Raw genomic sequence first — 22,236 nt, 5'->3', positions numbered from 1 at the left:
GCTAGCGGCGGCCCCGGGCGGTCGCTTCTCGAATCCTGATCTGTTCCGGCCCGGACACGACAAGGGGCCGACGGCATGTGCCGTCGGCCCCTCGAAGCGGTGTCGCGCTAGAGCACCGGCAGGTTCTTCCGCAGCTCGAACGCGGTGACCTCGCTGCGGTACTCCTCCCACTCCTGCTTCTTGTTGCGCAGGAAGAAGTCGTAGACGTGCTCGCCCAGCGTCTCCGCGACCAGTTCCGAGCGTTCCATCAGGGCGATCGCCTCGCCGAGGTTCTGCGGGAGGGGCTCGATGCCCATCGCGCGGCGCTCGGAGTCGGAGAGGGCCCAGACGTCGTCGTCGGCGCCCGGCGGGAGTTCGTAGCCCTCCTCGATGCCCTTGAGGCCGGCGGCGAGCAGGACCGCGTACGCGAGGTACGGGTTGCAGCCGGCGTCGAGGGAGCGGACCTCGACCCGTGCCGAGCCGGTCTTGCCCGGCTTGTACATGGGCACGCGGATGAGGGCCGAGCGGTTGTTGTGGCCCCAGCAGATGTACGAGGGGGCCTCGCCGCCGGCGCCGGCCGTGCGCTCGGAGCCGCCCCAGATGCGCTTGTAGGAGTTGACCCACTGGTTGGTGACGGCGGCGATCTCGGCGGCGTGCTTGAGCAGGCCGGCGATGAAGGAGCGGCCGACCTTGGAGAGCTGGTACTCGGCGCCCGACTCGTAGAAGGCGTTGCGGTCGCCCTCGAAGAGGGAGAGGTGCGTGTGCATGCCCGAGCCGGGGTGCTCGGAGAACGGCTTCGGCATGAAGGTCGCGTTGACCCCCTGCTCCAGCGCCACCTGCTTCATGACCAGGCGGAACGTCATGATGTTGTCCGCCGTGGAGAGCGCGTCGGCGTAGCGCAGGTCGATCTCCTGCTGGCCCGGGGCGCCCTCGTGGTGGCTGAACTCGACCGAGATGCCCATGGATTCGAGCATGGTGATCGCCTGGCGGCGGAAGTCCATGCCCACGTTCTGCGGGGTGTGGTCGAAGTAGCCGGAGTTGTCGGCGGGGGTGGGGCGCGAGCCGTCGAGCGGCTTGTCCTTGAGGAGGAAGAACTCGATCTCGGGGTGGGTGTAGAAGGTGAAGCCGAGGTCGGAGGTCTTGGCGAGGGCGCGCTTGAGGACGTAGCGCGGGTCGGCGAAGGACGGCGAGCCGTCGGGCATCAGGATGTCGCAGAACATGCGAGCGGTGCCGGGGGCCTCCGCGCGCCACGGCAGGACCTGGAAGGTGCCCGGATCCGGCTTGGCGATCATGTCGGACTCGTAGACACGCGCGAAGCCCTCGATCGCCGAGCCGTCGAAGCCGATGCCCTCGTCGAAGGCCTGCTCCAGCTCGGCCGGGGCCACGGCCACCGACTTCAGGAAGCCCAGAACGTCCGTGAACCACAGGCGTACGAACCGGATGTCGCGCTCCTCAAGAGTCCGGAGCACGAATTCCTGCTGCTTGTCCATCTTCCGCTTCCACCCATCCTTGCTGGTCAGGCCGTCTGCTCCCACGCCCGGGGGCGCCATCGGGGGACCTCGAAAAGAAACCGTAAAAGGGCCTGGTCGCATCCCACCACACGCCCGTTTCGAGCGCGTTGCCGACCATGATCGTCTTTGATCGGCCGGTGTGGGTCTCATAGTGCCTGCTGGACCCCCCAGGGCCATAGTGCCTGCCGTTCGGCGCGACCACGACAGCGGGCCCTGAACGCGTCCTCCCGCAACCGCCCGTTCCCCCACTACGATCAGCGGGCCCGCCCGTCTCATCCTTTTCTCAGAAGGACTTTCCATGGGTTCCGCCAAGAACACGTCCGCCTCGCCCTCCCCGGACCGCAAGGCCCGTATAGAGGAGATGCGTCGGGCCGAGCGCGCCCGTGAGCGCCGCGGCCGGATCGCGGTCATCGCCGTCAGCACGGTCGTCGTGGCCGCGCTGATAGGAGTAGGGGCGTGGGCCGTGACCAAGGGCGATGACGACGGCGGCGACGCGAAGGCGAAGGCCCCGGCCGGGCACTTCTCGTACGACAAGGACGGCGTGGGCACCTGGAGCGCCAAGCTCACCCGCAACCACGTCGGCCAGAAGGTCGCCTATCCGATGAACCCGCCGGTCGGTGGCGACCACAACCAGGTGTGGATGAACTGCAACGGCGACGTATACGAAAAGGCCCTCGCGAACGAGAACGCGGTGCACTCCCTGGAGCACGGCGCGGTCTGGGTGACGTACAACGACAAGGCGTCCGACGCCGACGTCAAGGCGCTGGCCGCCAAGGTGAAGCAGACGCCGTACTCGCTGATGAGCCCGGTCGAGGACCAGAAGGACCCGATCATGCTGAGCGCCTGGGGGCACCAGCGCACGGTGAAGAGCGCGAAGGACCCGAAGGTCGCGACGTTCTTCTCGACGTTCGTGCAGGGCAAGCAGACGCCCGAGCCGGGTGCCCCGTGCACCAGCGGGCTGAGCCAGTGAGGCGTCGTACGGGGTGGCTGGTGTCGGGCGTGGCGGCGCTGGCCGTCACGGCCGGTGCCGTCACCTACGCCGTCGCCGACGGGGACGGCGGTCCGCACGATCTGAGGGTGCCCGCGGCCGAGTCGGCGGACGCCGGGTTCGCGCGCGACATGTCCGTGCACCATCAGCAGGCCGTCGAGATGTCGTACATCGTGCGCGACCGGACCAGGGACGAGGACGTGCGGCGCCTCGCCTACGACATCGCGCAGACCCAGGCCAACCAGCGCGGCATGCTGCTCGGCTGGCTCGATCTGTGGGAACTGCCGAAGGTGTCGGCGAAGCCGCCGATGGCCTGGATGGGCATGGGCGACGCGCCCGTCGGTGAGGACGGCGCGCTGATGCCCGGCATGGCGACCAACACGCAGCTCCGTCAGCTCGGCAAGTTGAGCGGGCGCAAGGCCGAAGTCATGTACCTGCGGCTGATGATCGCCCACCACAAGGGCGGCGTCCACATGGCCGAGGGGTGCGTGAAGCGGTGCGAGGTCGGGGCCGAACGGCGGCTCGCGCGCGGGATGGTGGCCTCGCAGGAGTCCGAAATAGACCTGATGACGGGGATGTTGAAGGAGCGCGGAGCCAAGCCGTAGCGGTCACCGCCGACTTGCGGAGACAGCTTTTGACGTCTTCTTGATCGTTTCATTCCCCTCGCGTGAACGGTTCGTGACGAGAGTGGTCCCCCTGCGTGTGCATTACACATGCACCTCTCCCAGGGGGTTCCACCATGAGATCCATCCGCATCGCAGCAACACTGCCGCTGCTAGCGGGCGCCCTCGCCCTCACCGCCCCGGCCGCCCAGGCCGACGCGGGAAGCAGCCGCGAGGCCCTGACCGGCACCAAGCCGCTGTGGGCCACCAACGCCGCCGACCAGGGCTCCACGGCGAACGGCAACAAGGTCACCGCACGCGTCTACCTGGCCGGCCGCGACGCCAAGGGCCTCGCCGCGTACGCGAAGGCGGTCTCCGACCCGTCGTCCGCGTCGTACGGCAAGTACCTCAGCGCCGACGAGGCGCAGGCCCGCTTCGGCGCGACCAAGGCGCAGGTCGCCGAGGTCACCCAGTGGCTGAAGGCCGCGGGCCTGACGGTCACCGGCACGACCGCGCACTACATATCCGTCTCCGGTGACGTGGCCGCGACCGAGAAGGCCTTCGGTACGCAGCTGCACAACTACGCCAAGGGGACGCACACGTACCGCGCCCCGTCGGGCACGGCCTCGGTGCCCGCCTCGCTGGACGGCGCCGTGCTCACCGTGACCGGCCTGGACAGCGCCCCGCACAAGGCGACGAAGCAGGACCAACTGCCGCCGCCGGACGCGGTGTTCCGCAACGCGGGGCCGTTCTCCTCGTACTACGGCTCCAAGACGGCGACGACGCTGCCGGACGCGTACGGCAAGAAGGTTCCGTACGCCGTCAAGGGCTACACCGGCAAGCAGCTGCGGGCCGCCTACGGCGCGGGCAAGGCCACCGGCAAGGGGGTGCGGGTCGCGATCACCGACGCGTACGCCTCGCCGACCATCGCGAAGGACGCGGCGACGTACGCGGCCAAGAACGGTGACGCGGGTTACGCCAAGGGCCAGTTGAATCAGGTCCTGCCGAAGAACTACACGCAGACCGAGGAGTGCAGCGCCTCCGGCTGGTACGGCGAGGAGACCCTCGACGTCGAGGCCGTGCACGCGCTCGCCCCGCAGGCCGGCATCACGTACGTGGGCGCCGCGTCCTGCTACGACGACGACCTCCTGGACTCCCTCCAGACCGTCGTCGACAAGCACCTGGCCGACATCGTCTCCAACTCGTGGGGCGACATCGAGGCCAACCAGACGCCCGAACTGGCCACCGCCTACGACCAGGTGTTCCAGCTCGGCGCGGTCGAGGGCATCGGCTTCTACTTCTCGTCCGGCGACAACGGCGACAACGTCGCCTCCACCGGCACCAAGCAGGTCGACACGCCCGCCAACTCGGCGTGGGTGACCGCGGTCGGTGGCACCGCGCTCGCCGTCGGCAAGGGCGACAAGTACCAGTTCGAGACCGGCTGGGGCACGCTCAAGGCCAACCTCGCGGCCGACGGCAAGAGCTGGACGGACTTCCCCGGCGCGTACACCTCCGGCGCGGGCGGCGGCACCAGCAGCACCGTCCCGCAGCCCTTCTACCAGAAGGGTGTCGTGCCGAAGTCCCTGGCGACGGTCAACGGCGGCAACAACCGCGTCGTCCCGGACATCTCGGCCGTGGCCGACCCCAACACCGGCTTCCTGGTGGGCCAGACGCAGACGCTGCCCGACGGCTCGCTCGGCTACGACGAGTACCGCATCGGCGGTACGTCGCTCGCCGCGCCGGTGATCGCGGGTGTGCAGGCGCTGGCGCAGCAGACGCGCGGCGGCCAGGCGATCGGCTTCGCCAACCCGTCGATCTACGCCCGGTACGGCTCGCCGCTGTACCACGACGTGACGGACAAGCCGACCGGCAAGGACCTCGCCGTGGCCCGCGTCGACTACGCGAACGGCTACGACGCCGCGGACGGCCTGCTCACCTCGGTGCGCAGCCTCGGCAAGGACGCGTCCCTGAAGGCCGTTCGGGGCTACGACGACGTCACCGGGGTCGGCTCGCCCGCGCCGGGGTATGTCTCGTCGTTCCGTCGCCACTGATCTGCCGGGTTCTGTAGCGACTGGGACCGCGGGTTCGTCGTGGCTGGTCGCGCAGTTCCCCGCGCCCCTGAGATGCGCACCGCGTGCGCATCTCAGGGGCGCGTTCCCCCTACGGCGCCTGCTTCACCAGCCGGAGGTCGTCGCACCAGCCGTGCCCGGTTCCGGCCCTGGTGTAGCAGTACACCGTCGCCTTGGTGCTGCTCGCGCCCTGAAGGAAACGGCTCCCCCGCGCCAGTCGGTCCCGGTGAAGAGCGGGACGCGGGTCTCCGTGCCGCCGAAGTTCTTGACGCCCACGGCGAGTTGCGTGCGGTCGGCGTCGACGCGGCCCCAGCCGGAGAGCACGTACGTCGTGTTCGGCTGGACGGTCACGAGCTGTTCGGCGGAGGTGTGGGCGCCGGTGAGCTGGGCGGCGTAGCCGCCCGTGTGCGGGGTGGCGGTGCCCACGGTGAAGGAAGTCGATCCCGTCCAGGGCGACTTGGCGCCGGATTCGAAGCCGCCGTTGGTGACGAGGTTCGTGCCCGCGCAGGACGCGTCGTCGAAGGACGAGACCTGGAAGGCACCGATGTCGGGGCGGCAGGCCGACGGGGTCGCCGCGCTCGTGTAGTCGCGCCCGCCGTTGTCGGGGGTGACCAGGCCCGCCTTGAGCGCGGGCGAGCCGGACTTCGGGCGGTAGTCGAGCGGGTCGGCGGAGGCGGGGTCCGTCAGCTGCGGGTCGGCCGTGATCTTTCCGGGGTCGGCGGGCTCGGAGGCCGGGTGGTTGCCGGAGATGACGTTGTTCCGCCAGGTGTGGTCGGCGGGCGTTTGACATGCTCCTCGCCCTGAAGGGCGGGGATTCTGGCCTTCCCTGACGGGGTGCTGTGCCGCTGGGCGGCACGGTGTCCGGTCGGGAATCCGTGGCTTCCTGCTTCTTCGCGCTGTGCCAGAACGGGTTCTGGTCTTATCGGCGCTCCGCAGGCTGATGCCGCCAGTCCGGCGGCCTGTTTGATGTTGCGTGCGGCGTTGGTGTCCCGGTCGTGGACGGTGCCGCAGGCGGTACAAGGTGGAGCAGACCTGGCTGGTCGGCTCGAACCGGTCGATCCTGATGAAGGTGCGGCCGTACCGCTCGGCTTTGTATTCCAGCATGCCGATGAACTGTGCCCAGCCCGCGTCGTGCACGGACTTGGCCAGCCTGGTGCGCGCCAGTCCCTTCACCGACAGGTTCTCCACGGCGATCCCTTGGTTCTCGGAGATCAGCTGGGTGGAGAGCTGGTGGTGGAACTCACGGCGTGCGTCGGCGACCTTGGCGTGGGCGCGGGCGACCTGCAAGCGGGCCTTGGCCCGGTTCCTGGATCCCTTCTGCTTGCGGGACAGCTCACGCTGGGCCTTCTTCAGTTTCTTCTCCGCCCGGCGCAGGAACCGAGGGGAGTCGATCTTCGTGCCGTCGGACAGGACCGCGAAGTGGGTGAGGCCCAGGTCGATACCGACGGTGTTCCCGGTGACGGGCATCCGGACGGCGTCAGCAGCAGGGTCGGTGTCGATGACGAACGAGGCGAAGAACCGTCCCGCCGCGTCCTTGATCACGGTGACCGAGGTGGGGGTGGCGGGCAGGGTGCGGGACCACTTCACCTTCACCGCGCCGATCTTCGGCAGGTCCAGACGCCCAGCGCCGGTGATCTTCCAGCGGGCGTTCGCGGTGAACCGGATCGACTGCCGCTGATCCTTGCGGGACTTGAAACGCGGCACGCCGACCGTCCGGCCCTTGCGGGTGCCGTTGAGGGAAGCGAAGAAGTTGCGGTACGCGGCCTCCACGTCACGCAGGGACTGCTGGAGGACCACGGCGGACACCTCGCCCAGCCAGGCCCGCCCGGCCGTCCGCTTCGCCTGCGTGATCAGCTTCTTCGACAGGTCTCCCAGTTTCGGGAACGGCTGCCCGCCTTTTCGGGCGTCCTCGCGGGCACGCACGGCGTCGTTGAACACGACGCGGGCGCACCCGAACGCCTCCGCCAACGCGGCCTGCTGGACGGTGTTCGGGTACAACCTGAAGGCGTACCTGAGCTGCATGACGATCACACTAAGCAAGCCGAACCCACATCATCACCGGGAACATCCGAGCGAACCGTCACCCCCCAGGCACAAGCACAGTCCGGCTCCGCCGGAACGCTGCCGCGACGCCACCACCAGACTCGCTTCTGGTGCTCATGCCGCTCATGGTGCTCCTTCCAGGGTGGGGACTTTCAGGAGTTCAGGCAGCCCCAAGGAGTGCCCGGCACAAGGGAGTTCGGAGGTCAGGCCACCCGTAGCAGGTCCCCTCGGTCGGTCCGGCCGACCAGCTCGCGCCCGGACACGTACCGCTCGACCTCCTCGGTCGCGTACACGCCGAGCCGTCGCACCTCCGCCCCCTGCGTCCCGGCGATGTGCGGGGTGACCAGCACGTTCGGCAGGGTGAGCAGCGGGTGTCCGGCGGGCAGCGGCTCGGGGGTCGTGACGTCCAGGTAGGCCGACAGGCGGCCCGTCGCGCACTCGCGGGCCAGCGCCTCGGTGTCGACCAGTGAGCCGCGCGCGGTGTTGATCAGCGTGCCGCCGTCGGGGACGAGGCTCAGCATCTCGGCGCTCAACAGGCCTCGGGTCTCCGGGAGTTCGGGTGCGTGCACGCTGACGATGGCGCTGCGCCGGCACAGATCGGCGAGATCCGTCAGCTCCGCGCCGAGGCGTGCGGCCTCGGCCTCGTCGACGTACGGGTCGTGGAGCAGGACCCGGTACGCCGCCGTGTCCGCGTTCAGCGCCTCGATCACCCGGCGGCCGATCCGGGAGGCCCCGATGACGCCGACGGTGCAGCCGTCGGTGCCGGTCCGCTCGGCGAACGCGGGCCAGGCGTCGGGGTAGCGGGCCGCGGCGGTCAGCGCGCTCTTCGCCGCGAAGGTGATCGCGGCGAGGGTGAAGGCGACGACGGGCCCGGCGTTGGCGTCGGCCGCCGACGAGACGGTCAGTCCGCGCTCCCACACCGCGTCCGTGACGAGCGGCCGCACCGAGCCCGCCGCGTGCACGACGGCCCTCAACCGCGGTGCGCGGGACAGTACTTGGCGCGTGAGCGGCGGGCAGTCCCAGCCGGTGACCAGGATCTCCGTGGTGGCGAGCACCTCGACCGCCTCGGGGGTGTCGAGCGGTCCGGTCAGCGGCCGCGGGGCGAGCCGCACGCTCCTGCCGAGCCGTTCGCGCAGCTCGGGCGGGAAGACCCGCTCCACCACCTCGGCACCCATGGCCAGTGCCGCGGTCGGTCGGTATGCCGTCACGCGGGCCTCCCCGTGTCGTCGTGTCGCCAGAAATCTCTGTAACCGGTTACTTCAATGTGTCAGGAGGCTAGGCACTGGCGGCCCAAAGGGTCAAGACATCGCACGGCCAAGGGGGTTGACCGGTTCCTGTAACCGTTTTAGATTCCGGCTCACCTTGTTCCAACGACGGAGGGGTTCCCGTGCCCACGGTGGCGAAGGACAGGCCCGAGACCGGGGTGGTGGAACCCCCCGAGGGGCCGCAAAACGGGTCAATTGACCACATAGAGCAGCGCAGTTCGGCGTGGAAACGGTTTCGGAGCAGTCGGACGTTGCTGCTGCTCATGGTGCCGGGCCTCGTGTACTTCCTGGTCTTCCACTACGGCGCCTTCGTGGGCAACGCCGTGGCGTTCAAGGAGTACGACCCGTTCGCCGGGCTGTGGGGCAGCCCCTGGGTCGGGTTCGGCAACTTCAGCCGGATGTTCGGCGACCCGGACTTCTGGCACGCGACGTGGAACACGCTCTACATCGCCGTGCTGCAGCTGGTGTTCTACTTCCCGGTGCCGCTGGCGATCGCGCTGCTCCTGCACAGCCTGACCTCGGACATCGTGCGCCGCTTCGTGCAGTCCGTCGTCTACCTGCCGCACTTCCTGTCGTGGGTGATCGTGGTCGCCCTGTTCCAGCAGGTTCTGTCCGACACGGGCCTGCTGAACAGCTTCCTCGGCGACTCCGGCCTGCACACCGTCGACCTCATCGGCAACCCGGACGCGTACCGCCCGCTGGTCGTCGCCGAGGTGATCTGGAAGGACGCCGGCTGGGGCACCATCATCTTCCTGGCCGCCCTGATGCAGGTCGACGAGCAGCAGTACGAGGCCGCGGCGATCGACGGGGCGGGCCCCTGGCGCCGCTTCTGGCACGTGACGCTGCCCGCGATCCGCCCGATCGTCGTCCTGCTGCTGATCATGCGGCTCGGCGACATCCTCTCCGTCGGCTTCGAACAGATGCTGCTGCAGCGGCCGTCGGTGGGCCCGGAGGTCGGCGAGGTGCTCGACACCTTCGTCTTCTGGCAGGGCATCGTCGGCGGCGACACCGGATACGCCGCCGCGGCCGGGCTCTTCAAGGGCCTGGTGGGCGCGCTGCTCGTCTTCGTCGCCAACCGGATCGCGCACAAGCTCGGCGAGCAGGGGGTCTACAAGTGAGCACCGCAGTCCGTCCGGCCCGTCCCGCGTGGATGGAGAAGCCGAAGCCCGTCACCCAGGTCGCCAAGGGGATCGCGGTGCTCGCGCTGCTCGCCCTCGTCCTCGTACCGTTCCTGGTGATCGTCTCCACGTCCCTCGCCTCCAACAAGGAGGTGGTGGCGAACGGCGGCTGGGTGCTGTGGCCGACCGAACCGACCCTGCGCGCCTACGAGAACATCCTCAGCGGCGGCATCGTGACGCACGCGCTCGGCGTGAGCGTCGGCGTCACCGTCATCGGTACGTTCCTGTCGCTCGCCTGCACCGCGTTCCTCGCCTACGCGCTCAGCCGCCCCGGCGTCTTCGGCGGCAAGCCCGTGCTCCTGCTCGTCCTGTTCACGTTCCTCTTCCCGCCCGGCATGATCCCGGCGTTCCTGCTGGTGAAGGGGCTCGGCCTGGAGAACATGTACGCGGCGATCGTCGCGCCCGTCCTCATCAACGTCTTCAACCTGATCGTCCTGCGCGGCTTCTTCCAGGGCATCCCCGAGGAGCTGTACGAGGCGGCGCGGCTCGACGGCGCCGGGGACTGGGCCACGTTCTGGCGGATCGCGCTGCCGCTGTCGAAGGCCGCGCTCGCCGTCGTCGGCCTCTTCTACGCGGTCAGCTACTGGAACTCGTGGTTCAACGCCTCCATCTACCTGGAGTCCGACCACTGGCCGCTCTCCCAGGTGCTGCGCATGTACGTGATCGGCGGCGCGCAGATCGCCGACAGCGGGCTGAGCGAGGCCGGCATGGTCTCGGCCCCGCAGACGACGCAGATGGCCGTGCTCGTGCTCGCCACCGTGCCGATCCTGGTCGTCTACCCCTTCGTCCAGAAGTACTTCACCAAGGGCGTGCTCACCGGCGCCATCAAGAGCTGAGCACCTTCAAGAGCTGAGCACCTTCAGGAGCTGAGCCCGTACCGCCGTCTTCCCCACCTCCTTTGTCCGAAGGGTCCTTCACCATGTCCGCGAACATGTCGCGCCGCACCCTGCTGCGCTCCATCGCCGTCGGCGGCGCCGCGCTCGCCGCCCCCGCCGTGCTCACCGCCTGCTCCACCGAGTCGTCCGGCGGCGCCGACGTCTCCAACGCGGGCAAGAAGGCCGCGGCCTGGCCCACGTACACCCCGGGCAAGGGAGCGACGCCCGACCTGGCCGCCACCGCCGAGGGCGTGCAGGCCGGCTTCACCACGTACCCGGGCGACCTGGTGCGGGCCGTCGCCGAGAAGCCCGGCAGCGGCAAGGAGAAGATCAAGGTCCTCACGATCACGTACGGCACCCCGCCCAAGCCCGCGGCGCAGAACAAGTTCTGGGCGGCGGTCAACGAGGCGCTGGGCGTCGAGGTCGAGTTCACCGTGGTCGCCGACGCCGACTACCGCGCCAAGATGGCGACCGTGTTCGCGGGCGACGACATCCCCGACGTCATCAACGTCGGCGGCGGCTACACCCTGCCGCGCGAGGCCCAGTTCGCGAAGACCCGCTGCGCCGACCTCACCGAGTACCTGTCGGGCGACGCGATCAAGGAGTACCCGAACCTGGCGGGCATCCCGACGTACGCCTGGCAGGGCATGGGCCGGATCGCGGGCCGGATCTACGGCGTCCCGGTCGAGCGGCCCAAGCCGCAGGACACCATGTTCTTCAACTCCCAGGCGTTCGCGAAGGCCGGGTACGCGCCGGGCATGTCCACGGACGACTTCGCGGCCATGGCCAAGTCCGCGACCCGCGCCAAGAAGTGGGCCCTGGGCGCCTCCACGACCGGCTACTTCGGCTACAAGACGCACGCCAACTGGTTCGGCGCTCCCAACGAGTTCTCGTACCAGGGCGGCAAGATGGTGCACTTCGGCGGCACCGACGAGTTCAAGGCCGCCCTGGAGTTCATGGCGAAGCTGCGGGCGCAGGGGTCGTACTACCCGGAGGCCACCTCGGTCTCGCAGGTGGACCTCAAGACGCAGTTCTGGAACGGCTCGGTGCTGTCGATGACCGACGGCTTCGCCGCCTACACGTCCAACGCCCAGGGCATCAAGGGCGCCTACGACATGGACGCGCTCGTCCCGTACGCGGCGGACGGCGCGACGACCAGGTACCAGCAGAGCCGCGGCGCCTTCGGCTACACGCTCGTCAAGAAGGCGTCCAAGGAACGCGTCAAGCTGATCCTGCGCGTCCTCGACTACCTGGCCGCGCCGTTCGGCTCCAAGGAGTACGAGCTGACCCACTACGGCATCGAGGGCACCCACTTCGAGCGCGACAAGGACAACAACCCCGTCGCCACCGAGCTGGGCCTGGTCGAGTCGAAGGTCAACGTCCCGTTCGTCTACCTCAGCGACGCCCCGCAGGTCCTGTACGCGCCCGGCTTCCCCGAGATCACGAAGCGGCTCCACACCTGGCAGCGGAAGGTCGTCCCGCTGATGCAGCCCAACGCCCGCTTCGGCCTGCAGTCGGACACGTACAACAAGCAGGGCGCCGCCCTGGAGCAGATGATGAACGACGGGGTCACCGCCGTCGTCAGCGGCCGCAAGAAGCTCTCCGACTGGGACTCCATCTACGCCAAGTGGCAGGCGCAGGGCGGGAAGAAGGTCACCGAGGAATTCGCCGAGGAGTACGCGGCGGCCCACTGACCCGGGACCGCCGAAAGGGACAGCGCACGCGATGATGGTGCGGGGCCGGCACGGACACGGCCCCGCGCCACTGGATTCGAGGAGAGATACGAGTGGGCGAGCGAGCCACCATCCGGGACGTGGCGGCACGCGCCGGCGTCTCGGTGGCGACGGTGTCACGGGTGCTCGCGGGCACCTATCCGACCTCGGCCGCCTCGCGCGCCAAGGTGCTGCGCGCCGCGAAGGACCTGGACTACGTGGCGAACGCGCACGCCCGCGCGCTCGCGGGCGCGGGCCGCAAGACCATCGCGGTGCTGATGCTCGACGTGGTCAGCTCGTTCTACGCGGCGGTCGCGCAGGGCGTGGAGATGGAGGCGGCCCGGCACGAGCGGCTCACCCTCGTCGCCTCGACCGGCGCCGACCCGGCCCGCGAACTGGCCCTGGTCCAGATGATGCGCGAGCAGGCCGCCGAGGCGGTCGTCCTGGTCGGCGGCGTCGTCGAGGACGACGAGTACCGGGCGCGGATGGCCCGGTACGCGCAGTCGCTCGCCGCCGCGGGTTCGCGTCTGGTGCTGTGCGGCCGGCCCGCACCCGCGCCCGACGTGCCCGCGCTCGTCGTCGAGTACGACAACGAGGCGGGCGCGCACGCCATCACCAGCCACCTCCTGGGCGCGGGCCACCGCAGGATCGCGATGATCGGCTACCAGCCGGGCAACACCACCGGCGAGGGCCGGGTGCGCGGCTGTCTGCGCGCCCTGGCGGACCACGGCGTGCCGCGCTCGGACGTGCTGCTGCACGACATCGGCTTCGGCCAGAACAACGGCGACCGGGCCATCCGCGAGCTGCTCGACAAGTGCGACGGCAGGCCGGACTTCACGGCGGTCGTGGCCGGCGACGACCGGGTGGCGGCGGCGGTGGTCAAGGCCCTCGCGGAGTACGGGCTCCGGGTTCCCGACGACATCTCGGTGGTCGGCTACAACGACGACCCGGTCGCCGCCGACATGACGCCGGGTCTGACCACGGTGCACATCCCGGGCGAGGAACTGGGCCGCACGGCCGTCCGTCTGGCCCTCGGCGGCTCGGCCCGCACGGGCCAGCAGCGGCATCTGCTGGGCACGCACATCGTGGTCCGCGACAGCGTGCGCCGCCTCACGCCGTGACCCCTCAGCGGTGGTCGGGGTGGATCCAGCTCGGCTTGCGGAACTTGAGGAAGGCGGCGGGGGCCGCGATGCCGATCAGCAGCAGCCCGCCGCCGACGATCAGCAGGAACCGCCACAGCGGCCCGGTGTCGTAGCCGTCCGGCGGCACGAACCCGATGATCATCGCGATCACCGAGGCGACGAACCCGATGCTCGCGACGGTGGTCACGGCCGGCACGACGAAGCCGCGCTCGACATCGGGCTGCGTCTTCCGCAGCCGTACGACCGCCACGAACATCAGCAGGTAGGCGACCAGATAGATCTGGATGGTGATGACGGAGAACATCCAGTACTGGCTGGAGACGTCGTCGCTGAAGGCGTACAGGATGCCGATGAGGGTGGTCAGCACGCCCTGGGCGACCATCATGTTCTGCGGGACGCCGTACTTGTTGAACTTCTGCAGGTAGGGCGGCAGATAGCCCTCCTGGCGTGCGAGCAGCACCAGGCCCTTCGCCGGTCCGGCGAGCCAGGTCAGCATGCCGCCGAGCGCCGCGCACACCAGCATGACGCCGACGACCTTCGTCATCCAGCCGACCCCGAAGTGGTCGAAGAACGCCTGGAAGGCCTGCATCAGACCGGCGGTCAGGCTGAGCTGCTTCGCGGGCATCACCCAGCTGATGGCGAGCGCGGGGAGGATGAAGATCAGCAGGACGAGCCCGGTGGCCAGGAAGACCGACCTCGGGTACTCGCCGCGCGGGTTGCGCAGGGACGACACGTGGACGCCGTTCATCTCCATGCCCGCGTAGGAGAGGAAGTTGTTGACGATCAGCACGAGGCTGGCGAGGCCCGTCCACGGTGGCAGCCAGTGGTCGGGGCTCATCGGGGCGGCGGACGGGTTGCCCTGTCCGAGGAAGACGATGCCGAGGACGACGAGCAGGACGCCGGGGACGAGCGTGCCGATGACGAGTCCGAAGGACGAGAGCCCGGCGATGGTCCTCGTCCCGCGCGAGCTGACGAAGACGCCCGTCCAGTAGAGGACGATGATGCAGATCGCGACGTACAGGCCGTTCTCGGCGAGGCTCGGGTGGATGACGTACGCGAACGTGGACGCCACGTAGGCGAGCAGGCTCGGGTAGTACGCGATGGTCATCGCGAACTGGCACCACACGGCGACGAATCCGAGCGGCTTGCCGAGCGCCTCGCTGACCCAGCGGTAGATGCCGCCCGTCCAGCCGGAGGCCAGTTCGGCGCCGACGAGGGCGGTGGGCAGCAGGAAGACGACGGCGGGCAGCAGGTAGAGGAAGATCGCGGCGAGGCCGTAGATCGCCATGGTGGGCGAGGGTCGCAGGCTCGCCACGGAGGCGGTGGTCATCAGGCCGAGCGTCACCCAGGAGATGAACTGGCGACGGTCCCCTTCCGCCGCGGCGGCACCCACGCCACCTTGTCCCTGATTGTCCGTAGTCGTCATGCGCTCATGATCGTAGGCGGTCCCGGCCCCCGCACGTCGTCCGATACCGGGTGGGGGTAGGCTGCGGACTGTGAAGCCGCAGCCGACTCCGCCGCCGCAGGGCCTTTTGGGCCCGCGCCGCCGCGGCCGGCTGCTGCTGTTCGTGGCGCTGCTGTTCGGGATCGTCGGCATGCACACGCTGGGGCATCCGACGGGACATGCGACGAGCCACCAGTCGATGGCGGCGCCCATGACCGCGCCCATGGCTGCTCATCCGGATACGCACATCGCGCCGTCCCAGGCCACCGCCGACGAGCACCCGATGCCGGGTGACGGCAGCATGGATCCGCTGGGTGTCTGCCTGGCGGTGCTCGGCTCGTTCACGCTGCTGTTGCTGACGGCGGCGGCGCTGCGGCCGCTGATCGCCCCGGCCGCGCCGGGTCCGGCCCCGCGCGGCATGGCGTTCGCCCAGCGACCCCACCCTCCCCCACCTCGCACGACGTTGTCCCGGTTGTCGGTGCTGCGCATCTAGGCCTGCGCACCTGCGGCTTCGCCTCGCCGCACACGAGCAGACCGACACCGACACCGACTTCACCATCGAGGTGCACCTCGTCATGCGCAGCAATCCCCCCTTCCCGAAGAACCCACTGTCCCGCCGTACCGTGCTCGGGGCCTCGATCGCCGTGGCCGGCACGGGAGTTCTGGCCGCGTGCTCCGGGTCCGGGTCCGGACACGGCAGCCACGGCTCGGCGCCCCAGGGCTACGTGGACCCGGCGGGCCCGGAGGTCGCCGCCGCGGAGAAGAAGCGCGGCTCCGGCGGCTCGGTCCGCGAGGTCGCGCTCACGGCCGCCGCGACCCGCCTCGACCTGGGCGACCGTACGGTCCCGTCCTGGTCGTACGGCGGCGATCTGCCCGGCAGGGAGGTCCGCGTGACGGCGGGCGACACCCTCGCCCTCACCCTCGCGAACCACCTCCCCGCGCCCACCTCCCTGCACTGGCACGGCCTGGCCCTGCGCAACGACATGGACGGCGTCCCGGGCCTCACCCAGAAGCCGATCGCCCCCGGCGCCGGCTTCACGTACCGCTTCACCGTCCCGCACCCGGGCACGTACTGGTTCCACCCGCACTCGGGCACCCAGCAGGACAGGGGCCTGTACGCGCCCCTGATCGTCGACGACCCGAAGGAACCCCTCGCCTACGACAAGGAGTGGGTGATCGTCCTCGACGACTGGGTCGACGGGGTGAAGGGCTCGACGCCGGACGCGGTCCTGAAGGAGCTGCGGGCGGGCATGGGCGGCGGCTCGGGCGGCCACTCGGGCCACGACATGTCGGAGACGGGCGGCATGGCGATGACGGACGGGACCGGCGAGACCGAGCCGTCCGGCCCCTCCCGCATGATGATGGGCGCCACCAGCGAGCTGCTCGGCGGCGACGCGGGCGACGTGAAGTACCCGCACTACCTCATCAACGGCCGTACACCGGCGGCCCCTTCGGTCTTCGAGGCCCGTCCGGGCGACCGCGTCCGGCTGCGCGTCATCAACGCCGGCGGGGACACGGCCTTCCGTGTCGCGCTCGGCGGCCACGAGATGACGGTGACGCACACGGACGGCTACCCGGTGCGGCACGCGAAGACGGACGCGCTGCTGCTCGGCATGGGCGAGCGGTACGACGTGCTGGTCACGGCGGGCGACGGCGTCTTCCCGCTGACGGCGCTGGCGGAGGGGAAGAAGGCCTCGGCGCTCGCCGTCCTCCGCACGGGCGCGGGCGCGACGCCGCCCGCGACGGCACGGCCGAAGGAACTGAGCGGCCGCGTCCTGACCGCCGACCGGCTCAGGGCGGACGCCTCGGTGGCCCTGGCGGCCCGCGCGCCGGACCGCACGATCAAGCTCCGGCTGACCGGCGGGATGGGCGCGTACGACTGGGCGTTCGACAAGAAGCCGTACACCGCGGACCAGCGCCACCCGGTCCGGGCGGGCGAACGGGTCCGCCTGGTCTTCGCCAACTCCACCGCGATGTGGCACCCGCTCCACCTCCACGGCCACACCTTCGCCCTGGCGAACGTGGCGGGCGGTCCCCGCAAGGACACGGCGGTCATCCTGCCGAACGGGACCCTGTCGGTGGACTTCGACGCGGACAACCCGGGCCTGTGGATGCTCCACTGCCACAACGTGTACCACTCGGAGGCCGGGATGATGACGGTGCTCGGGTACCGGGCCTAGAGGCCCTGCAAGCCCGAAGGGGCGGCACCCCGCGGTGGGGTGCCGCCCCTTCCGGCGTCAGCCTCTGTGGACGCGCCGCGTCAGCTCCGTACCGACTCCGCCTCCACCGGCACGTGCCCCGCGACCAGCCGCCCGGTGGTCGCGGCCCCGCGGCGGCGGTCCACCGCGTAGGCGGCGCCGGCCACGCCGAGGCCGAGGACCGCGAGCAGGGCGCCCGCGAGCGCGGGGGACGTCACGCCGAAGCCCGCCGCCAGGGCCAGGCCGCCGATCCAGGCGCCGCCGGCGTTGGCGAGGTTGAAGGCCGCCTGGTTCGCGGACGAGGCCAGGGAGGGGGCCGCCGAGGCCTTCTCCATGACCATCAGCTGGAGCGGGGAGCCCGTCATGAACGCGGTGAAGCCGAGGAGCAGAACGCCGAGGGGCGCGCTCCACTCCGTGCGCATCAGCAGCGGGAACGCCGCAAGCACCACGCCCAGCGAGGTGAGCCCGCCGAAGAGGGTGCCGCGCAGGGAGTGGTCCGCGAGGCGGCCGCCCAGGAGGTTGCCGATCGTGGCGCCGACGCCGAAGAGGGCCAGGAGCAGCGTCACGCTGGACTCCGCGAAGCCCGCGGCGTCCGTGAGCATCGGCGTGATGTAGCTGTACGCGGAGAAGAGCGCGCCGAAGCCCGCGACCGTCGTACCGAGCGCCAGCCACACGGGCAGCGACTTCAGCGCCCTGAGCTCGCTCCGGACCCCCACCGCCGAGCCGTGTCCGTGGTCCGCTGGGACGAGCGCGGCAAGCGCCGCGATGGCGGCCAGGCCGATCGCGCTGACCGCGAGGAACGTCGCCCGCCAGCCGAGCTGCTGTCCCATGGCCGTCGCGACCGGCACCCCGACGATGTTGGCGACCGTCAGGCCGAGGAACATCAGGGAGACCGAGCGGGCCTTGCGTTCGGGGCCGACGAGCGAGGTGGCCACCACCGCGCCGACGCCGAAGAAGGCGCCGTGCGGCAGGCCGCTGACGAAGCGGGCGACCAGCAGCCAGTGGTAGTCGGGCGCCACGGCCGACACCGCGTTGCCGACGACGAACAGCACCATCAGGCCGATCAGGACCCGGCGGCGCGGCATCCGCGCGGTGACCGCCGCGAGCAGCGGGGCGCCGATCACGACGCCGAGCGCGTACGCGGAGACGAGGTGTCCGGCGGCGGGGATGGTGATGTGCAGGTCGTCGGCGACGTTGGGCAGCAGGCCCATCATGACGAACTCGGTCGTGCCGATGCCGAAGGCGCCCACGGCGAGCGCGAGCAGGGCGAGGGGCATGGGGGATCTTCCCGGGAGTGCTGGTGGGGGCGGAGTGAGCGGAATCCGTAAGTTTACGTACGGAACAAAGTCTGCCGCACCCAGTATTCCAGCAGGTTAAGAGCGTGTGTACGACGCGGTGTACGTCACACGTCCACCCGTGCCGCGATCGGCAGATGGTCGCTGCTCGTCCTCGGCAGCGTCCACGACGACACCGGGTCCACGCCCCTGACCATGATCTGGTCGATCCGTGCCATCGGGAACGCGGCCGGCCAGCTGAACCCGAAGCCGCTGCCCGCCGCGCCCTGCGTGGAGCGCATCTGGGAGGTCACCGCGTTCAGGGCGCGGTCGTTCATCGTGCCGTTCAGGTCGCCGAGCAGGATGACCTTGCCGAGCGGCTCGTCGGCGATGGCCTCGCCCAGCGCGTTCGCGCTCTTGTCCCGCTGGCTGGCGGTGAACCCGGAGTCGAGCTTGACCCGCACCGACGGCATGTGGGCGACGTACACCGCGACCCGGCCCTCGGGCGTCGCGACGGTCGTGCGCAGCGCCCGGGTCCAGCCCAGCTTGATGTCGACGGGCTGGGTGTCGGAGAGCGGGTACTTGCTCCACAGCCCGACGGTGCCCTTGACGGCGTGGTACGGGTAGGCGGACGCGAGCGTCTTCTCGTACGTCGGCAGCGCGTCGGTCGTCACCTCTTCCAGGGCGATGACCTGGGCCCCCGACGCGGCGACGGCCTTCGCCGTACCCTCCGGGTCGGCGTTCTCCGCGTTCACGTTGTGGGTGGCGACGGTGAGGTCGCCGCCGTCGTGCTGCTTGTCGGTGAGCAGGCCGCCGAAGAGGTTGAGCCAGACGATCGCCGGGACCAGCACCGCGATCAGCGCGGTCGCCGACTTCCGTACGAAGCCGAGGACCAGCAGCACCGGGATGAACAGGCCGAGCCACGGCAGGAACGTCTCGGTCAGCGATCCGAGGTTGCCGATGGTGTTGGGGATCTGCGCGTGCAGCAGCATGACCAGCGCGAGCAGGATCGCGAGCACCGCGAGGACGATGCCGCGGCGCCAGTAGCCGCGGTCCCGCCGCAACCGGTTCGACAGGCCTCGCAGCCGGGCCCCCGGCCCCTGCCGCTCGGAATCCCTGGGGTCCCCGGTCCCGTACGCCTGCGCCATGCTCTCGTCGCCTCACTGCTGCCGTGCCCGCCGTCGTCGCCCGTCCGACAGTAGGCGATGATCAGCGGCTTTCCGTTCCGTCACACCCGCCGCGGAGGCGGTTCGAGGACGTCCGTACTGCCACGAGGACGAGCGGGATGCCGTTCGGAGTTCCGGACGTGGAGGCTCGCGGGGCGCTCTGTGACGAAACCCGCACATTCGCCCTGCGCCTACTCGGCGTCCGTGACCTGCGCTTTCAGGCCCGCGAGCACGGTGTCGACGATCCGCTCGGAGAGGTCGTCGGCCAGCGGCGCGTCGGATCGCATGACGGAGCGCAGCAGCATCGGCCCGGTGAACAGGTCGGCGGCCAGGCCGATGTCGGTGCCGGGCGGCAGCTCGCCGCGGGCCAGGCCCTGCCGCAGCACCTCGTCCATCGCGCGGCGCCGGGGCGCGACGACGACCTCGTGGTACGCGTCCCAGAGCTTGGGCAGCGGCTTCATCTGCGCGAAGACGTTGTGCAGCAGGGCCGAGGTGCGCAGGTTGAGGCCCCGCCTGCGCATGTGCTCCAGGAGGCGGACCACGTCGTCGCGCAGCGAGACGCCGGGGAGTTCGGGGTCGGGCTCCTCGATGGAGGCGACCACGTCGACGAAGAGCTCTTCCTTGCCGCTCCAGCGCCGGTAGATGGTGGCCTTGCCGACCCCGGCGGTACGCGCGATGCGCTCGATGGACAGCTCGGCGAGCGGCACGCCCTCCTCCAGGAGCCGGATGACGCCCTCGACGATGGCCTGCTCGACGGCCTCGCTGCGGGGCCGGCCCCGGGCGGGCGCCGCGGCACCGGGTGACACCGGGGCGTGGTCGCGCAGTCTGCGACGGCGCATCCGACGCTCGCTCCGCGCCGTGGCCGCGCCGTTCACGCCGTCCGCGCCGTTGACCCTGTCCGCGCCGTCCGCGTCGTTCAAGCCGTCCACGCCCTCCACCTCGCGCACCTTCCGCCACAGCCCCGGAACCTGATCCTCCGATCAGGTTCCGGGGCGATTGTCTCAGTGCCGTCCGTCCACGGACGCGCGCCTCAGCTGCCCGCGCCCACCTTCTCCTGCTCGTCGCGCGGCGCGGCCGGGGCCGTCGGCGCCTTGCCCGGCAGGAAGAGGCAGGTGACGACGGCGCTCAGCAGGGCGACGGCCGCGCCACACAGGGCGGTGACGTGCATGGCGTGCAGGAACGAGTCGTTGGCCGCGCCGACCAGGCCCTGGGCCCGCGGCCCGAGCTTCTCGGCGACGCCGAGCGTGGCCTCGATGGACGCGCCCGCGGTGTCCCGCAGACCGGCCGGCAGCAGGCCCAGCTTGTCCGTGTGGCTTTCGAGTCCGCTGCGGTACGCGGTGGAGAGCACGGAGCCGAGCACGGCGATGCCGAGCGCGCCACCGACCTGCCGGAAGGTGTTGCTGAGGGCGGAGGCGGAGCCCGCCTTCTCGCGCGGCAGCGCCTGCATGATGACGACGCTGGTCGGCGTCATGACGTGCGCCATGCCGGTGCCCATGAGGAAGAAGATGACCTCCAGGAGCCAGATCGGGGTGTCGGCGTCGAGCACGGTGAACGCGGCGAGCATCGCCGCGAGCAGCACGAGCCCGCCCGTGGTCGTGGCCTTCACACCGAACCTGTCGACGACGATCCGGGCCCGCGGCGCGAAGATCAGCTGCGCCACGGCGAGCGGCAGCATCAGGGCGCCGGTCTGCAGCGGCGAGTAGCCACGCACGCTCTGCGTGTAGAAGACGGAGAAGAACGTGACGCCCATCAGCGCGAAGAAGACCAGCGCGATCGCGGCGATGGCGGCCGAGAAGACCTTGTTCTTGAAGTAATTGATGTCGATCGACGGGTGGTCGCTGCGCTTCTCGTAGACGACGAAGCCGGCGAGGACGACGATGCCCGCCACGATCGTGGCGAGGACCGGGGCGCTGGTGAAGTCGCCCTCGTCGCCGCCCTTGATGATGCCGTAGACGAGCAGCACGAGACCGACGATGGACAGCACGACGCCGACGAGGTCGACGCGGCCCGGCTTCGGGTCCTTGGAGTCGGGCACGAGCGCGAGCATCAGCACCACGGCGATGATCACGATCGGCACGTTCACGAGGAAGACCGAGCCCCACCAGAAGTGGTCCAGGAGCAGCCCGCCGGTGATCGGGCCGATGGCGATGGCGAGACCGACGCCGCCCGCCCAGATGCCGATGGCCTTCGGCTGCTCCTCGCGCTCGAAGACGTTCATGAGCACGGCGAGCGTGGCCGGCATGACGAAGGCGGCGCCGAGGCCCATCACCGCGCGGAACGCGATGAGCTGCACCGGCGTACCGGACTCGGCGGCGAGCGCCGAACCGATGCCGAACACGACGAGTCCTCCGATGAGGACCTTCTTGCGCCCGATGCGGTCACCGAGGAGTCCGGCGGTGAACAGCAGCCCGGCGAAGACCAGGGTGTACGAGTTGATCGCCCACTCCAGCTCGCTCTGGGTGGCGCCGAGGCCGGTGGGCGCGGGCGTCGAGATCGTCTTGATCGCGACGTTCAGGATGGAGTTGTCGAGGACGACGATCAGCAGGCTCAGCATGAGCACACCGAGGATCGCCCAGCGACGGCGGTGCACGGCCTCCGGTATTCGGGGGGCCGCGGGAACGGCGGGAGTCGTCATGCGTACAACCCTAGACCCATTTCGATACGGAACCGTCTCGTATTGAAAGTGGCGGGGTGAAGCCTTACCGAGGCTTTACGAAGGACGGCCGAGAAGGGGCGACGGTGAGCCCTGGCGCCGAAGCGGCACGCGATGCCACCATGGGAGGCGATCCG

Annotated in this window: 16 protein-coding genes and 3 pseudogenes; 9 read left to right on the top strand and 10 right to left on the bottom strand. The window is 70.3% G+C overall.

Features of this window, described 5'->3' with window-relative positions:
• Nucleotides 1-107: 107 nt before the first annotated feature.
• Nucleotides 108-1,469 carry a glutamine synthetase family protein gene (locus tag B072_RS0114095; protein WP_018530601.1) on the bottom strand — a complete coding sequence of 454 codons (1,362 nt, stop codon included), beginning with the start codon at nucleotides 1,467-1,469 and terminating at the stop codon, nucleotides 108-110.
• Nucleotides 1,470-1,788: 319 nt separating this feature from the next.
• Between B072_RS0114095 and B072_RS0114090 the strand changes: the two genes are divergently transcribed.
• From B072_RS0114090 to B072_RS0114080, 3 genes are all read left to right on the top strand, one after another.
• Nucleotides 1,789-2,460: a DUF3105 domain-containing protein gene (locus B072_RS0114090; RefSeq protein ID WP_018530600.1), complete on the top strand. Its 672-nt coding sequence runs from the start codon at nucleotides 1,789-1,791 to the stop codon at nucleotides 2,458-2,460.
• Nucleotides 2,457-3,083 carry a DUF305 domain-containing protein gene (locus B072_RS0114085; protein WP_043243927.1) on the top strand — a complete coding sequence of 209 codons (627 nt, stop codon included), beginning with the start codon at nucleotides 2,457-2,459 and terminating at the stop codon, nucleotides 3,081-3,083. Before B072_RS0114090 ends, B072_RS0114085 begins: the two co-directional genes overlap by 4 nt.
• A 134-nt stretch (nucleotides 3,084-3,217) precedes the next feature.
• The gene (locus B072_RS0114080; RefSeq protein ID WP_018530598.1) at nucleotides 3,218-5,131 is read left to right on the top strand and encodes a S53 family peptidase; all 1,914 of its coding nucleotides are present in this window, start codon (nucleotides 3,218-3,220) and stop codon (nucleotides 5,129-5,131) included.
• A gap of 123 nt (nucleotides 5,132-5,254) precedes the next feature.
• Here the strand turns inward: B072_RS0114080 and B072_RS48160 are convergent.
• From B072_RS48160 to B072_RS0114060, 4 genes and pseudogenes are all read right to left on the bottom strand, one after another.
• Nucleotides 5,255-5,632 (bottom strand): annotated as a pseudogene (locus B072_RS48160) (carbohydrate binding domain-containing protein); the annotation flags it as partial.
• A 200-nt stretch (nucleotides 5,633-5,832) separates the two neighbouring features.
• A pseudogene (locus B072_RS49955) lies at nucleotides 5,833-6,216 on the bottom strand (hypothetical protein); the annotation flags it as partial.
• Nucleotides 6,185-7,171 (bottom strand): annotated as a pseudogene (locus B072_RS48680) (RNA-guided endonuclease InsQ/TnpB family protein); the annotation flags it as partial. The pseudogenes B072_RS49955 and B072_RS48680, both read right to left, overlap by 32 nt.
• A 224-nt stretch (nucleotides 7,172-7,395) precedes the next feature.
• A complete protein-coding gene (locus tag B072_RS0114060; RefSeq protein ID WP_018530595.1) occupies nucleotides 7,396-8,367 on the bottom strand; it encodes a hydroxyacid dehydrogenase in 972 nt (323 codons plus the stop codon).
• Between the two features lie 353 nt (nucleotides 8,368-8,720).
• On the opposite strand from B072_RS0114060, the gene B072_RS0114055 reads away from it, so the two are divergent.
• The 4 genes from B072_RS0114055 (at nucleotide 8,721) to B072_RS0114040 (ending at nucleotide 13,343) form a co-directional block, all read left to right on the top strand.
• Entirely contained in the window at nucleotides 8,721-9,575 is an 855-nt protein-coding gene (locus tag B072_RS0114055; RefSeq protein WP_043243969.1) for an ABC transporter permease, read from the top strand.
• A 32-nt stretch (nucleotides 9,576-9,607) separates the two neighbouring features.
• Nucleotides 9,608-10,471, top strand: a complete 864-nt coding sequence (locus B072_RS0114050; RefSeq protein WP_018530593.1) for a carbohydrate ABC transporter permease — start codon at nucleotides 9,608-9,610, stop codon at nucleotides 10,469-10,471.
• Nucleotides 10,472-10,554: 83 nt separating this feature from the next.
• Entirely contained in the window at nucleotides 10,555-12,204 is a 1,650-nt protein-coding gene (locus B072_RS0114045) for a sugar ABC transporter substrate-binding protein (protein WP_234018851.1), read from the top strand.
• A gap of 92 nt (nucleotides 12,205-12,296) precedes the next feature.
• The gene (locus B072_RS0114040) at nucleotides 12,297-13,343 is read left to right on the top strand and encodes a LacI family DNA-binding transcriptional regulator (RefSeq protein ID WP_018530591.1); all 1,047 of its coding nucleotides are present in this window, start codon (nucleotides 12,297-12,299) and stop codon (nucleotides 13,341-13,343) included.
• Nucleotides 13,344-13,347: 4 nt separating this feature from the next.
• On the opposite strand, the gene B072_RS0114035 is transcribed toward B072_RS0114040, so the two are convergent.
• Nucleotides 13,348-14,790 (bottom strand): APC family permease, encoded by a 1,443-nt coding sequence (locus B072_RS0114035; protein ID WP_026245805.1) that lies wholly within the window; start codon nucleotides 14,788-14,790, stop codon nucleotides 13,348-13,350.
• A gap of 70 nt (nucleotides 14,791-14,860) precedes the next feature.
• Between B072_RS0114035 and B072_RS0114030 the strand changes: the two genes are divergently transcribed.
• Together B072_RS0114030 and B072_RS0114025 are read left to right on the top strand one after the other, a co-directional pair.
• On the top strand, nucleotides 14,861-15,301 hold the full coding sequence (locus B072_RS0114030; protein WP_063746445.1) for a DUF6153 family protein: 441 nt from the start codon (nucleotides 14,861-14,863) through the stop codon (nucleotides 15,299-15,301).
• An 82-nt stretch (nucleotides 15,302-15,383) separates the two neighbouring features.
• Complete coding sequence (locus B072_RS0114025; protein WP_043243965.1) at nucleotides 15,384-16,988, top strand: multicopper oxidase family protein; 1,605 nt, start codon at nucleotides 15,384-15,386, stop codon at nucleotides 16,986-16,988.
• 80 nt (nucleotides 16,989-17,068) lie between these two features.
• On the opposite strand, the gene B072_RS0114020 is transcribed toward B072_RS0114025, so the two are convergent.
• From B072_RS0114020 to B072_RS0114005, 4 genes are all read right to left on the bottom strand, one after another.
• Nucleotides 17,069-18,283: an MFS transporter gene (locus B072_RS0114020; protein ID WP_018530587.1), complete on the bottom strand. Its 1,215-nt coding sequence runs from the start codon at nucleotides 18,281-18,283 to the stop codon at nucleotides 17,069-17,071.
• A 125-nt stretch (nucleotides 18,284-18,408) separates the two neighbouring features.
• Nucleotides 18,409-19,428 (bottom strand): endonuclease/exonuclease/phosphatase family protein, encoded by a 1,020-nt coding sequence (locus B072_RS0114015; RefSeq protein WP_018530586.1) that lies wholly within the window; start codon nucleotides 19,426-19,428, stop codon nucleotides 18,409-18,411.
• A 209-nt stretch (nucleotides 19,429-19,637) separates the two neighbouring features.
• The gene (locus B072_RS0114010; RefSeq protein ID WP_018530585.1) at nucleotides 19,638-20,384 is read right to left on the bottom strand and encodes a TetR/AcrR family transcriptional regulator; all 747 of its coding nucleotides are present in this window, start codon (nucleotides 20,382-20,384) and stop codon (nucleotides 19,638-19,640) included.
• A gap of 92 nt (nucleotides 20,385-20,476) precedes the next feature.
• A complete protein-coding gene (locus tag B072_RS0114005; RefSeq protein ID WP_026245802.1) occupies nucleotides 20,477-22,081 on the bottom strand; it encodes a DHA2 family efflux MFS transporter permease subunit in 1,605 nt (534 codons plus the stop codon).
• Nucleotides 22,082-22,236: the final 155 nt, after the last annotated feature.

This window comes from Streptomyces sp. HmicA12, from assembly GCF_000373565.1.
Lineage (GTDB): Bacteria > Actinomycetota > Actinomycetes > Streptomycetales > Streptomycetaceae > Streptomyces.
The sequence above is the reverse complement of the archived record's forward strand: the minus strand, read 5'-3'. Positions and strand labels throughout refer to the sequence as shown.

Bases quoted from the DNA above. Each gene is read 5' to 3' on its own strand.
- B072_RS0114095 (WP_018530601.1), bottom strand. From the start codon at position 1,469: ATGGACAAGCAGCAGGAATTCGTGCTCCGGACTCTTGAGGAGCGCGAC.
- B072_RS0114090 (WP_018530600.1), top strand. From the start codon at position 1,789: ATGGGTTCCGCCAAGAACACGTCCGCCTCGCCCTCCCCGGACCGCAAG.
- B072_RS0114080 (WP_018530598.1), top strand. From the start codon at position 3,218: ATGAGATCCATCCGCATCGCAGCAACACTGCCGCTGCTAGCGGGCGCC.
- B072_RS0114060 (WP_018530595.1), bottom strand. From the start codon at position 8,367: ATGGGTGCCGAGGTGGTGGAGCGGGTCTTCCCGCCCGAGCTGCGCGAA.
- B072_RS0114055 (WP_043243969.1), top strand. From the start codon at position 8,721: ATGGTGCCGGGCCTCGTGTACTTCCTGGTCTTCCACTACGGCGCCTTC.
- B072_RS0114050 (WP_018530593.1), top strand. From the start codon at position 9,608: ATGGAGAAGCCGAAGCCCGTCACCCAGGTCGCCAAGGGGATCGCGGTG.
- B072_RS0114045 (WP_234018851.1), top strand. From the start codon at position 10,555: ATGTCCGCGAACATGTCGCGCCGCACCCTGCTGCGCTCCATCGCCGTC.
- B072_RS0114035 (WP_026245805.1), bottom strand. From the start codon at position 14,790: ATGACGACTACGGACAATCAGGGACAAGGTGGCGTGGGTGCCGCCGCG.
- B072_RS0114025 (WP_043243965.1), top strand. From the start codon at position 15,384: ATGCGCAGCAATCCCCCCTTCCCGAAGAACCCACTGTCCCGCCGTACC.
- B072_RS0114020 (WP_018530587.1), bottom strand. From the start codon at position 18,283: ATGCCCCTCGCCCTGCTCGCGCTCGCCGTGGGCGCCTTCGGCATCGGC.
- B072_RS0114015 (WP_018530586.1), bottom strand. From the start codon at position 19,428: ATGGCGCAGGCGTACGGGACCGGGGACCCCAGGGATTCCGAGCGGCAG.
- B072_RS0114005 (WP_026245802.1), bottom strand. From the start codon at position 22,081: ATGACGACTCCCGCCGTTCCCGCGGCCCCCCGAATACCGGAGGCCGTG.